This window comes from Pseudomonas izuensis (genome assembly GCF_002356535.2).
In the GTDB taxonomy this organism is placed as follows: Bacteria; Pseudomonadota; Gammaproteobacteria; order Pseudomonadales; family Pseudomonadaceae; genus Aquipseudomonas; species Aquipseudomonas izuensis.
On sequence record NZ_AP017423.2, the window covers coordinates 1,041,309 to 1,053,701 of the forward strand.

12 protein-coding genes are annotated in these 12,393 nt (G+C 60.6%); 6 read left to right on the forward strand and 6 right to left on the reverse strand.

Features of this window, described 5'->3' with window-relative positions; genetic code table 11:
* The first annotated feature begins 52 nt into the window (after positions 1–52).
* From der to LAB08_RS04675, 3 genes are all read left to right on the forward strand, one after another.
* Entirely contained in the window at positions 53–1,522 is a 1,470-nt protein-coding gene (gene der / locus LAB08_RS04665; RefSeq protein WP_095193769.1) for a ribosome biogenesis GTPase Der, read from the forward strand.
* A 224-nt stretch (positions 1,523–1,746) separates the two neighbouring features.
* Positions 1,747–2,895 (forward strand): pyridoxal phosphate-dependent aminotransferase, encoded by a 1,149-nt coding sequence (locus LAB08_RS04670; RefSeq protein WP_096513308.1) that lies wholly within the window; start codon positions 1,747–1,749, stop codon positions 2,893–2,895.
* Positions 2,883–3,674, forward strand: coding sequence for an amidohydrolase (locus LAB08_RS04675; protein WP_096513307.1), 792 nt, complete (start codon positions 2,883–2,885; stop codon positions 3,672–3,674). The genes LAB08_RS04670 and LAB08_RS04675 overlap by 13 nt, the downstream gene beginning before the upstream one ends.
* A gap of 202 nt (positions 3,675–3,876) precedes the next feature.
* Here LAB08_RS04675 and leuA read toward each other — a convergent pair whose 3' ends face one another.
* Positions 3,877–5,556, reverse strand: coding sequence for a 2-isopropylmalate synthase (gene leuA / locus LAB08_RS04680; protein WP_096513306.1), 1,680 nt, complete (start codon positions 5,554–5,556; stop codon positions 3,877–3,879).
* A gap of 164 nt (positions 5,557–5,720) precedes the next feature.
* Between leuA and LAB08_RS04685 the strand changes: the two genes are divergently transcribed.
* Together LAB08_RS04685 and LAB08_RS04690 are read left to right on the forward strand one after the other, a co-directional pair.
* Complete coding sequence (locus tag LAB08_RS04685; RefSeq protein WP_096513304.1) at positions 5,721–5,918, forward strand: hypothetical protein; 198 nt, start codon at positions 5,721–5,723, stop codon at positions 5,916–5,918.
* 28 nt (positions 5,919–5,946) lie between these two features.
* Complete coding sequence (locus tag LAB08_RS04690; RefSeq protein ID WP_096513303.1) at positions 5,947–6,303, forward strand: hypothetical protein; 357 nt, start codon at positions 5,947–5,949, stop codon at positions 6,301–6,303.
* A gap of 107 nt (positions 6,304–6,410) precedes the next feature.
* Here LAB08_RS04690 and LAB08_RS04695 read toward each other — a convergent pair whose 3' ends face one another.
* Positions 6,411–7,232, reverse strand: coding sequence for a peptidoglycan DD-metalloendopeptidase family protein (locus LAB08_RS04695; protein ID WP_096513302.1), 822 nt, complete (start codon positions 7,230–7,232; stop codon positions 6,411–6,413).
* Positions 7,233–7,235: 3 nt separating this feature from the next.
* The gene (gene xseA / locus LAB08_RS04700; protein ID WP_096513301.1) at positions 7,236–8,615 is read right to left on the reverse strand and encodes an exodeoxyribonuclease VII large subunit; all 1,380 of its coding nucleotides are present in this window, start codon (positions 8,613–8,615) and stop codon (positions 7,236–7,238) included.
* A gap of 189 nt (positions 8,616–8,804) precedes the next feature.
* Here xseA and LAB08_RS04705 point away from each other — a divergent pair, with 189 nt between their 5' ends.
* Positions 8,805–9,566, forward strand: coding sequence for a sulfite exporter TauE/SafE family protein (locus tag LAB08_RS04705; protein ID WP_096513300.1), 762 nt, complete (start codon positions 8,805–8,807; stop codon positions 9,564–9,566).
* A gap of 69 nt (positions 9,567–9,635) precedes the next feature.
* On the opposite strand, the gene LAB08_RS04710 is transcribed toward LAB08_RS04705, so the two are convergent.
* Genes LAB08_RS04710 through LAB08_RS04720 form a run of 3 tightly spaced genes read right to left on the reverse strand, consistent with a single transcriptional unit; the run spans position 9,636 to position 12,013 of the window.
* Positions 9,636–10,025 (reverse strand): DNA polymerase III subunit chi, encoded by a 390-nt coding sequence (locus LAB08_RS04710; RefSeq protein ID WP_096513299.1) that lies wholly within the window; start codon positions 10,023–10,025, stop codon positions 9,636–9,638.
* 8 nt (positions 10,026–10,033) lie between these two features.
* Positions 10,034–10,462 carry a DNA polymerase III subunit chi gene (locus tag LAB08_RS04715; RefSeq protein ID WP_096513298.1) on the reverse strand — a complete coding sequence of 143 codons (429 nt, stop codon included), beginning with the start codon at positions 10,460–10,462 and terminating at the stop codon, positions 10,034–10,036.
* A 60-nt stretch (positions 10,463–10,522) separates the two neighbouring features.
* Positions 10,523–12,013, reverse strand: coding sequence for a leucyl aminopeptidase (locus LAB08_RS04720; RefSeq protein ID WP_096513297.1), 1,491 nt, complete (start codon positions 12,011–12,013; stop codon positions 10,523–10,525).
* Positions 12,014–12,393 lie beyond the last annotated feature (380 nt).

Genomic DNA, 12,393 nt, shown 5'->3' on the forward strand with positions numbered 1-12,393 from the left:
GCTGCCTCGCAGCGGCTTTTGTATTTTCTGAAATAACGAAGTGGAGAGCCGCATGGTTCCCGTAATCGCCCTGGTGGGCCGACCGAACGTCGGCAAGTCCACCTTGTTCAACCGCCTGACCAGGACTCGCGACGCCATTGTCGGCGACTTGTCCGGTCTGACCCGTGATCGCCAGTACGGTGAGGCCAAGTGGCAAGGGCGTTCCTACATTCTGATCGACACCGGCGGTATCTCCGGTGACGAACACGGTATGGACGAAAAAATGGCCGAGCAGTCGCTGCTGGCCATTGAAGAAGCGGATGTTGTTCTGTTCCTGGTAGATGCCAAGGCCGGTTTCACCGCCGCCGACCAGATGATCGCCGAGCACTTGCGCAAACGTAACAAGCGTTCCCATGTGGTCGCCAACAAGGTCGACAACATCGACCCTGAAATGGCCCGCGCAGAATTCGCCCCGTTGGGCATGGGCCACGCGATTCCGATTGCCGGCGCCCATGGTCGTGGCATCACCCAGTTGCTGGAAGCGGCACTGAGTGAATTCCCGAAAGACGAAGACGAGCTGGAAGAAGGCGAGGAAGAGGATGTTGCCGAAGGCGAAGAAGCCAAGCGCATTCCTGGTCCGAGCGAAAAAGACGGGATCAAGATCGCCATCATCGGCCGGCCGAACGTAGGCAAGTCGACTCTGGTCAACCGCATGCTCGGTGAAGACCGGGTGATCGTTTATGACCAGCCCGGCACCACCCGCGACAGTATTTACATCCCGTTCGAGCGTAACGACGAGAAGTACACGCTGATCGACACCGCCGGTGTGCGCAAGCGCGGCAAGATCCACGAAGAAGTCGAAAAATTCTCCGTGGTCAAAACCCTGCAGGCCATCAAAGACGCCAACGTGGTGATCTTCGTGATGGACGCCCGCGAAGGCGTGGTGGACCACGACCTCAACCTGCTGGGCTTTGCCATTGAGTCGGGTCGTGCGCTGGTCATCGCGATCAACAAGTGGGACGGCATGACGCCGAGCGAGCGTGACTTCGTGAAGGTCGAGCTGCAACGTCGACTGTTCTTCGTTGACTACGCCGACATCCACTTCATCTCGGCACTGCACGGCACGGGCGTGGGCAACCTCTACGCTTCGGTGCAGAACTCGTTCAAGTCCGCGGTCACCCGCTGGCCGACCAACCGCCTGACCCAGATTCTGGAAGATGCGGTCGGTGAGCACGCGCCACCGATGGTCAACAATCGTCGGATCAAACTGCGTTATGCCCACTTGGGTGGCGCGAACCCGCCGATCATCGTGATTCACGGTAACCAGATCGAGAAGGTGCCGAAGTCTTACGTTCGTTACCTTGAAAACACCTATCGCCGTGTCCTGAAGCTGGTTGGTACGCCGATCCGCATCGAATTCAAGGGCGGCGAGAACCCGTACGAAGGCAACAAGAACTCGCTCACCGACCGTCAGGTCAACAAGAAGCGTCGCTTGATGTCGCACCACAAGAAGGCCGACAAGAAGCGTCGCGACAAACGCTGATTCAAGGCTTGCCTGCTTTCTGTGGGAGCAAGGCTTGCCCGCGATGAACGATAACGCGGTGTGTCAGAACAACCGCGGTGTGGCAATCGCGGGCAAGCCTTGCTCCCACAGGGTCAGGGTGAAAAAAGGGTGCCTCCGGCGCCCTTTTTTTATGGGCGCCGGATGGGCTATCCTCGGGCTCTCCCGCGCCGCCGTAGAGCCGGGTGTAGAGCAGGGAACCACCGATGATCACCAGTAAGCTGCCGAATGTCGGCATCACTATCTTCACTCAGATGTCTCAGCTCGCGGCTCAGACCGGCGCGCTCAATTTGTCCCAGGGCTTTCCGGATTTTGCTGCCCCGCAGGCCCTGTGCGATGCGGTCGGTCGGCATATCGCCAGCGGCCATAACCAGTACTCGCCAATGACCGGGCTGCCGGTGTTGCGTCAGCAAATCGCGGCGAAGATCGCCCGCAGTTACGGTGCGCAGGTGGATGTGGATACTGAAGTCACGGTCACCCCAGGCGCGACCGAAGCGATTTTCTGTGCCATTCAGGCGGTTATCCACAGCGGCGACGAAGTCATCGTGTTTGACCCGGCATACGACAGCTACGAGCCCTCGGTAGAGCTGGCCGGCGGTCGTTGCGTGCACGTGCAACTGGGCCTGAACGATTTCAGTATCGACTTCGAGAAGCTTGCCCAGGCACTGAGCCCGCGCACGCGGATGATCATTCTCAACTCCCCGCACAACCCCAGTGGTGCGCTGATCAGTCGTGCCGAACTCGATCAGTTGGCAGCGTTGATCCGTGATCGCGATATCTATGTGATCAGCGACGAAGTCTACGAACACCTGGTATATGACGGCGTGCCCCACGTCAGCGTGCTGGCTCATGAAGAGCTGTATCAGCGTGCCTTCGTGGTCAGCTCCTTCGGCAAGACTTACCATGTCACCGGCTGGAAAACCGGCTATGTGGTCGCGCCACCGGTACTGACGGCGGAATTGCGCAAGGTGCACCAGTACGTCAATTTCTGTGGTGTGACACCGCTGCAATATGCCTTGGCCGATTACATGGCCGAGCACCCTGAGCACGTCGAAGAGTTGCCGGGCTTCTATCAGGCCAAGCGCGATTTGTTCTGCGATCTGCTGGCGCCGTCGCGCTTCAGCTTCACCCGAGTGACAGGCACCTACTTCCAGTTGGTGGATTACTCGCAGATACGCCCGGATCTCAATGATGTCGAGATGGCGCTGTGGATGACCCGCGAACATGGCGTCGCGAGCATTCCAATCTCTGTGTTCTACCAGAAGCCGCCTGAAGGCCAGCGCCTGGTGCGGTTATGTTTTGCCAAGCGTGAGGAGACCCTGCGTGAAGCGGCGGAAAAACTATGCGTGATTTAAGTGCGTTGCCGAAGCTGACCGTTGCGCTGGTTCAGACTTCCCTGGCCTGGCATGACCGCCAGGCCAACCTGGAACATTTCGAGCCGTTGCTGGAACAGGCCCGTGGCGCCGATCTGATCATCTTGCCGGAAATGTTCACCACCGGTTTCTCCATGGAGTCGGAAACGCTGGCCGAGGCGGAAAACGGCCCCACCAGCAAATGGCTGCGGGCTCAGGCGTTGAGTCTCGATGCGGTGATCACCGGTAGCGTTATCGTTCAGGCTGCGGATGGCAGCCATCGCAATCGCCTGTTGTGGGCGCGGCCGGACGGCGAAGTGTTGCACTACGATAAGCGCCATCTGTTTCGCATGGCTGGCGAGCACCACCACTACACCCCCGGCGAGCGTCAGGTGCAGTTCGAACTCAAGGGCTGGCGGGTGCGACCGCTGATTTGCTACGACCTGCGCTTCCCGGTGTGGAGCCGCGACGCACAGGACACGGACCTTCTGCTGTACACCGCCAACTGGCCCGGTGCGCGGCGCCAGCACTGGAATCGTTTGTTGCCGGCCCGGGCGATCGAGAATCTGTGTTATGTGGCGGCGGTGAACCGTATTGGCACTGACGGCAAAGGCTTTGCCTATACCGGTGACAGCCAGGTACTGGATTTCCAGGGCGAGACATTGCTCAGCGCAGGGGAGGCGGACGGGGTGTTCAAGGTCGTGCTGGATGCGGCGGAATTGGCGGCTTATCGCACAAGGTTTCCGGCGAATCTGGATGCGGATACCTTCGAGCTCACCTGAGGTTTTCGGCGTCTGAAGCGGCCCCATCGCGGGCAAGCCCGCTCCCAGAGGTTCTCTGGTGTACAAAAAACTTGAGTACACACTGATCATTGTGGGAGCGGGCTTGCCCGCGAAGGGGGCGGAGCAGGTAACACAAAAACTGCAGGCAAACAAAAAGGCCCCGAGGTTCGCACCCCGGGGCCTTTTGCATTGCAGCGAAGGTTTACGCCGCTTTCGCTTCCGGCTGGCTCAACGAGCGGTTCAGCGCGCTGAACAGGGCCTTGAAGCTGGCAGTGGTGATGTTTTCATCGATGCCCACGCCGTGCACCGCGCGCTCGCCATTCACCCGCAGTTCAATGTAGGCCGCTGCCTTGGCGTTGGTGCCCGCGCCGATGGCGTGTTCGTTGTAGTCCATGATTTCCACCGGAATCGGCAGACCGGCCACCAGGGCTTCCAGGGCGCCGTTGCCCTTGCCGCGCCAGTGCAGGTTGGTCTCGCCCTGGCCTTTGCTGGCGACTTCCACTTCGACGGCGCTGTGACCGTTTTCTTCCTGCAGGCGATGGCTGACCAGCGCGTACGGGGTGTTCGCTTGCAGGTATTCGCTGATCAACAGCGAGTGAATCTGCTTGGCGGTCATTTCCAGGCCCAGGCGATCGGTTTCACGCTGCACGACCTGGCTGAACTCGATCTGCATGCGACGCGGCAGGCTGATGCCGTATTCCTGTTCCAGCAAGTAGGCGATACCACCCTTGCCCGACTGGCTGTTGACGCGGATGACCGCCTCGTAGCTGCGGCCGATGTCGGCCGGGTCGATCGGCAGGTACGGCACTTCCCACAGGGCGTCCGGTTTCTGCTGGGCGAAGCCCTTGCGGATCGCATCCTGGTGCGAGCCGGAGAATGCGGTGTGTACCAGGTCGCCGACGTACGGGTGACGCGGGTGAACCTGGATTTGGTTGCACTCTTCGACGACCTTGCGTACGCCGTCGATGTCGGAGAAGTCCAATTGCGGGTCAAGACCCTGGGTGTACATGTTCAGGGCCACGGTCACCAGATCGACGTTACCGGTGCGCTCGCCGTTGCCGAACAGGCAGCCTTCGACACGGTCGGCGCCGGCCATCAGGCCCAGTTCGGTGGCGGCAACGCCGGTGCCACGGTCGTTGTGGGTGTGCAGGCTGATGATCACGCTGTCACGACGGTTGATGTGACGGCCGAACCATTCGATCTGGTCGGCATAGATGTTCGGGGTCGCGCATTCGACGGTGGCCGGCAGATTGAGGATCATCTTGTGCTCGGGCGTCGGGTTCCAGACTTCGATCACCGCGTCGCAGACTTCCTTGGCGAACTCAAGCTCGGTGGCGCTGAAGGTTTCCGGCGAGTACTCGAAGGTCCATTCGGTTTCCGGTTGCATGGCAGCGTATTTGACGAACAGCTTGGCCGCGCTCACGGCGATTTCCTTGATCCCGTCCTTGTCCTGGTTGAAGACAATGCGGCGGAAGGAAGGGGAGGTCGCGTTGTACAGGTGAACGATGGCTTTTTTCGCCCCGCGCAGGGATTCGAAGGTGCGGGCGATCAGGTCTTCACGGCCTTGGGTCAGCACCTGGATGGTGGTGTCGTCCGGGATGTGGCCGCCTTCGATCAGGGTGCGCACGAAGTCGAAGTCGGTTTGCGAAGCGGCCGGGAAGGAGGCTTCGATTTCTTTCACGCCCACCTGCACCAGGGTTTTCCAGAAGCGCAGCTTCTTGACGGCGTCCATCGGCTCGATCAGCGACTGGTTACCGTCACGCAGGTCGGAACTGCACCAGATCGGGGCGGCGGTGATGGTTTTCGACGGCCAGGTGCGGTCCGGGATGTCGATGGTCGGGAAGGCGCGGTATTTGGAAGACGGGTCTTTGAGCATGCTCATCGGGAAATCCTTATTGTGTGGGCCGAAAAAAGGCGGCCTGCCGGTGGATCGAATGTACTGGGTAAAGCGTAGGACGAGGCGCCGCGATTCAGCCCGGCAGTCGTGCGCTGACAAGGCACAGGCTGCGGTGCTGGCGGAGCTGAATGAGGGTGTGAGAGGTTTTCATGCCTTCAACCCTAACCGCGGGGGGGAAGGATGGCAAGCAGTCGAAAAAAATTGAGAGGAATACTCGTCATGGCGCATTTATCGAGATTTTATTGCTTGGGATTTGTTTAAGGTTCAAGTTGTTTGCGCAAGGTTTGAGCGATGCGCAATCGGTTGTTTTAGCGCCTGATCCCCGCAGCGGGGCTATTCTTCTTTAAAGCCTCGACTGGCAAGCGGGAGTCGGCGATGAACGAGTCCGATTGGAAACAGTATTGCGTATTGCGTCCGGTGGCCCATGAGCGGATGTGTGCCCGGATCATGGCGGATGTCGAAAAGATCGTACTGGACAAGAGTATCGAGCCCTACGAACGGATCGAAGCCAGCGAGGAATTGCTTAAAGGCGGGCAAAAAGAGCTGTATTGGGCGTTTGGTGTTTTCAGGTTTTCGCGCCATGAAGCCCGCTCGCACTTGCTGGGTTTGTGTGCGCGGGAGTTGATTACGGCCGAGGAATTGACCTGGTTTTCAGCGGAGACGCAGGAGTGGGTCAGGCACTGTCTGGCGGACCGGGAAGTCCACGGGATTGAGGATCTGGAGGCAGAATAGGTGGTGTCTGTGATGCCGCTTTCGCGAGCAGGCTCGCTCCCACAAGGATCACCGAAAACCTGTGGGAGCGAGCCTGTTCGCGAAGAGGTCGGCAGCCAAACCGAAAACTAAGGCTGAAACGCCCCGATAAAAATCGCCGGATCCACCCGCGCATCATTCAGGCTGACATTCCAGTGCATGTGCGGCCCCGTCGCCCGCCCGGTAGCACCAACCTTGCCGACCACGCCACCGCGAGCCAGCTGCTGGCCAACCTTCACGTCAATCTTCGACATGTGGCAGAACATGCTGATGAAGCCCTGGCCGTGGTCGACAAACACGGTGTTGCCGTTGAAGAAATAGTTGCCGATCAGGATCACCTTGCCCGCAGCCGGCGTCTTGATCGGTGTGCCAGCGGGCACGGCGAAATCAAGGCCCGAATGGGGATTGCGTTCTTCGCCATTGAAGAAGCGGCGCACGCCGAACTTGCTCGACAGCGGGCCGTTGACCGGCTTGTCCAGCAGCAGGTTGCTCGGCGTATTCGGGCTGAACGTGCGGTAGGCAGCGATCTGCTCGGCCAGTTCGCGCTCGATGCGCTTGAGGTTTTCCGGGTCTGGATTGACCTGTTGGGTGTTTTTCAGGGTGATGTGCTGTTCCGGGTATTTCTTGTTGCCGACGGTGAAACCCAGGTTACGGCCGCTGCTGTTGATGGACTGGGCACCGGGCTTGACCGTCAGTGGTACGCCGACAATGGCCAGCCAGTTGTTCTGCTCCTTGACCACCAGCACCGGTTTACCCTGATAACTGGCTTTCGGCGTTTGTGCGGAAGTGCCCAGGTCCACCACGGCGACGCCGCCGGGCACTGGTTTGTTCAACAGACGCGTAATGTAGCTGTCTGCGTGGGCATTGAAGGTCAGGCACAACAACAGACACGAAGCAAAAAAACGCGGCATGGATCAATCCAGTAAAGAAAGGGTGACGGGTGTCAGTTGATTGTCTTCGACCCGCACTTGCAGTTCGCCTTCACCCAGTTTGGCCTTCAGGCGCTGGCCGGTATGGGTTTGCCCGGCGCTGCGGATCGCGTTGCCGCGCTCGTCGAGCAAAATGCTGTAGCCGCGGCCGAGGGTCGCCAGGGGGCTGACCACATGCAGTGTCTGCATCTGGCTTTGCAGTTGCAGGCGACGGCTTTTCAATCCCTCGCGCATGGCGCGGGGCAAACGTTCGGCGAGGCTGTCGAGCCGTTGACGCAGCATCGCCAGTTGCCGGCCGGGATGCTGCGCGGCCAGGCGGGTTTCCAGACGGATCAGCCGTTCGCGGCGAGTATTGAGGCTGCGCTCGAAGGCCCGGCGCATACGCATGTCCAGATCGTCCAGCCGTTGCGCTTGCTGACGCAGGCGTTCGCCAGGATGACGCAATCGGCGGGAGATACCCTCCAGGCGCAGCCGATCACGCATCAGGCGGTCGCGCATGCGCATCACCAACCGGCGGTGCAGGCTCTCGACCCGACGCAGCAAGTCGCTGGAGTCCGGCGCCAGCAGTTCGGCGGCCGCCGAAGGCGTGGGTGCGCGAACATCGGCCACGAAATCACTGATCGACACATCGGTTTCATGGCCGACGGCGCTGACAATCGGTGTCACGCAGGCATCCACGGCGCGGGCCACGGCTTCTTCGTTGAAGCACCAGAGGTCTTCCAGAGAGCCGCCGCCACGGGCCAGGATCAAGGCATCGAAGCCCCGGGCGTCCGCCAGTTTCAGTGCGCGGACAATCTGCGCGGTGGCCTCGCGGCCCTGCACGGCGGTGGGGATCAGCGTCAGTTGCACCTGCGGCGCGCGGCGGCGAAACACGCTGATGATGTCGCGAATCACTGCGCCGGTGGGCGAACTGATGATGCCGATGCGTTGCGGATGCGCCGGCAGCGGCACCTTGCGTTCGGCACTGAACAGGCCTTCGGCGCTGAGTTTTTCCTTCAAGGCATCGAAGGCCAGGCGCAACGCACCGTCGCCGGCGGGCTCCACGGTGTCGAGGATCAGCTGATAATCGCCGCGTCCCTCGAACAAGGAGACTTTGCCTCGCACCTTGACTGCCAGACCGTCCTTCAACGCCTGGCGTACCCGAGCGGCGTTCTGCCGGAAGAGTGCGCAACGTACTTGGGCGCCGCTGTCCTTGAGGGTGAAATACACGTGGCCGGACGCCGGGCGGGCGAGGTTGGAGATTTCGCCTTCGACCCAGATATTGCTGAACACGTCTTCGAGCAACACCCGCGCGCGGCCGTTGAGCTGGCTGACGGTCAGGACTTCGCGGTCCAGGCCGAGTCTTGCAAAGGGATCTTTAATCATGGGGCGCAGTTTAAAGGCATTCGGTGAACAATCTCCATGAGTCCGCATAAATCCCTTGTGGGAGCGAGCCTGCTCGCGAATGCATAGTGTCAGTCAACGAATGTGTTGAATGGAAAATCGCATTCGCGAGCAGGCTCGCTCCACAGGGGTTAGAGTCGTCAGTGATATTCAAGGAAGAAGGGGAAGTGTGTGTTTGATTTGTTGAGTCAGTGGCCATTCGGCGCAGTGGATTGGCTGGTGATCGGGACAGGCGTCGCCCTGGCCTACATCGTGTTCGGCATCGCCGGGTTCGGCACGGCATTGGTGGCGGGGCCGATTCTGATCCTGTTCATGCCGTTGTCCAAAATCGTGCCGCTGCTGGTGCTGCTGGATTTCGTCGCGGCGTTCGGCAATCTGTTGCCTTCGCGACGAAATGTGGCCAGGCCGGAGTTGCTGCGATTACTGCCGTGCATGGCCGTGGGTTGCACCCTGGGGGTGATTTTCCTGCTGAACCTGAAATCCGACCTGTTGCTGCTGTTGATGGGACTGTTCATCAGTGCCTATGCGGTCTACAGCCTGTGGATAAAGTCCCGTCCGGAACAATTGTCCGCCGTTTGGGCGCTGCCGATGGGCACTGTGGGCGGGATGTTTGGCGCATTGTTTGGTAGTGGCGGCTTTTTGTATGCGATCTATCTGAACAGTCGGCTATCCAAGGACGAAGCGCGGGCGACGCAAAGCGCGCTGATCAGTTGCAGCACGGTGGTGCGTTTGAGTCTGTTTGCGGTCGCGGGGGTGTATGCCGAACTGCCCTTGCTGGTACTGGCGCTGTGCCTGTTGCCGGCCATGGCGCTGGGGCTGTGGATTGGCCGGCGGTTGACCATGCGCTTGTCGCGCGAAGCCTTTGTGCGGCTGGTGACGTGGTTGGTGCTGGCGAGCGGGATTGCGCTGATTGGGCGTTATCTCAACACCTGACCATGGCCTGGCCGGTTTTTCTGTAGGAGCAAGCCTTGCTCCCACAGAAGAATCGCACGCTGTAACAGTTCAATCGTTGTACTGACTCAACAACCGCTCCAGCCGCGCGCTGAGGCGGCGTTTGATTTCGGTTTCGATGTGCGGCGCGAAGTCGTCGATCACGTCTTGCATGATTAATTGCGCGGCGGCACGCAGTTCGCTGTCGAGGTATAGCAAGGCGTCGGCGTTCTTGCTGGCGCTGGGCGCCGGTTCGGCGGCAGGCTCGGGAGGTGTCGGCTCGACGGTCGGCGCGGGTTCGCTGACAGTGTCGAACAGCATGGGAATCTGTTCCTGGTCACCTTCTTCGACCGTGTCGGTCAGCAGCGGTGGTTGCAGGTTGTCATCGCCGAGCAATTGGCGGATCGACTCAAGGTCGTCCAACAGGTGCGCGGACTTTTGCAGCGGTTTTGGAGTGTCCATCGGAAGGCTCAGAGTCGCTGTAAACGGTGATCTTGCAGAGGATAGCCCTGTTCGCGGTAGAAACGGAAACTCTCCCGCGCAGCCTGGCGAATCACCGGATCTTCGACCACCACTTCCGCCACGCGGGCGAAGCGTTGGGCAAAGGCCGGGACCTTCAGGTCGAGGTTGACCAGCAAATCCTGGTGCTGGCCGCAATCATCGCCAAACCCCAGCACGATCAGGCTGTCCGGTTCGCTTTCAGCGGGGCCGTGGGGCACGAAGCTTTCGCCCTTGAAGGCCCATAGGCGTGCGTCGAGATCATCGCGCTGGGTGGCGTCGCTGCAATGCAGATAGACGCGGTGGCCCATGCGCCAGGCTTTTTCGGTGAGCTTGCAGGCGAAATCCAGCCGTGCCGAAGGATCGGCGCTGGGCAGGATATAGAAGTCGACTTTGGTCATTGCGGTTCCTGAGCTTCAGGCGGCGTCACCCGAGAGTGACGCCGCCTGAAGTCATCGGTTTCAGGCTTTGGCGCGGTCCAGCAGGTATTGGGTCAGCAGGGGAACCGGACGGCCAGTGGCGCCCTTGTCCTTGCCGCCGCTGGTCCAGGCGGTGCCGGCGATGTCCAGGTGCGCCCAGTTCAGGTTCTTGGTGAAGCGCGACAGGAAGCAGGCAGCGGTGATGGTGCCGGCTTTCGGACCGCCGATGTTGGCGATGTCGGCGAACGGGCTGTCCAACTGTTCCTGGTATTCATCGAACAGCGGCAGTTGCCAGGCGCGGTCGTCGGCGGCCTTGCCAGCGCTCAGCAGTTGGCCGATCAGTTCGTCGTTGTTGCCCAGCAGGCCCGAAGTGTGGGAACCCAGGGCAACCACGCAGGCACCGGTCAGGGTGGCGATGTCGATGACCGCTTGCGGCTTGAAGCGCTCGGAGTAGGTCAGGGCGTCGCACAGCACCAGACGGCCTTCGGCGTCGGTGTTGAGGATTTCCACGGTCTGGCCGCTCATGGTGGTGACGATGTCGCCAGGGCGCGAAGCGTTGCCGCTCGGCATGTTCTCGGCGCAAGCCAGGATGCACACCAGGTTGATCGGCAGCTTCAGTTCGAGCACGGCACGCAGCGTACCGAACACGCTGGCGGCGCCGCCCATGTCGTATTTCATTTCATCCATGCCGGCGCCAGGCTTGAGGCTGATGCCGCCGGTGTCGAAGGTGATGCCCTTGCCGACCAGTGCGTATGGCTTCTCGGATTTCTTGCCGCCGTTGTATTGCATGACGATCAGGCGCGGCGGCTGGGCGCTGCCCTGGCCGACGGCGTAGAACGAGCCCATGCCCAGTGCCTTGATCTTCTTCTCGTCGAGGACTTCGACTTTCAGATCCTTGAATTCTTTGCCGAGGTCTTTGGCTTGCTCGCCGAGGAACGTCGGGTGGCAGATGTTCGGCGGCAGGTTACCCAGGTTGCGGGTAAAGGCCATGCCGTTGGCGATTGCGGTGGCATGGGTCACGGCGCGTTGCACTTCAGCCTGGGCGGCCTTGATGGTCAGCAGGGTGATTTTCTTCAGGGTGCGGGGTTCGGCTTTCTGGCTCTTGAACTGGTCGAACTGGTACTCGCCGTCGACCAGGGTTTCGGCCAGCAGGCGGGTCTTGCCGTAGCTGTCACGGCCCTTGACCACGATTTCGTCCAGGGCCAGTACCGCGTCGCTGCCACCCAGGCCTTTCAGGGTGTTGAGCAGGCCGGCGATGATTTTACGGAACGGGCCATCGCCCAGTTCTTCATCCTTGCCCACGCCTACCAACAGTACGCGCTCGGCTTTCAGGTTCGGCAGGCTGTGCAGCAGCAGGCTCTGGCCAACTTTGCCGGCCAAATCGCCGCGCTTGAGAACGGCGCTGATTGCGCCGCCGCTGAGCTCATCGAGTTGCTTGGCGGCAGCGCCGAGCTTGCGGCCTTCGGCGACGGAGACCACCAGCGTGGCGGTCTTCAACGTTTCCGGGTTTACGCTTTTTACAACCAGTTCCATGTCCGGGTCCCTGAATTGATGGTCAACTCGCAAGCGCTCGACTGCGGGTGCGCGTCGCTTGCGTGCATTTAAATAGAAAGGCGCCGATACCGATCGGCGACGAAGGCCGCAGTTTGAACCTCGCCGGAGGCGCCTGACAACCCTCGACAACATTAATGTAGGTGCGAGCCTGCTCGCGATAGACGTCCAGGCAACGCTGGCTTTCAGACAGTCCGCGACATTGTTGACGGCTATCGCGAGCAGGCTCGCTCCTGCATGGGGGAGATGCATTGCGCAGTGACAGGCGCACCCAATCACAGGATAATGCGCCATCTTTTTTCAGCGGCTCTGCTAGCGAGCTGTCTGATACGTTTGCTTGTTTGGCCGCCCTAGCCTGACAA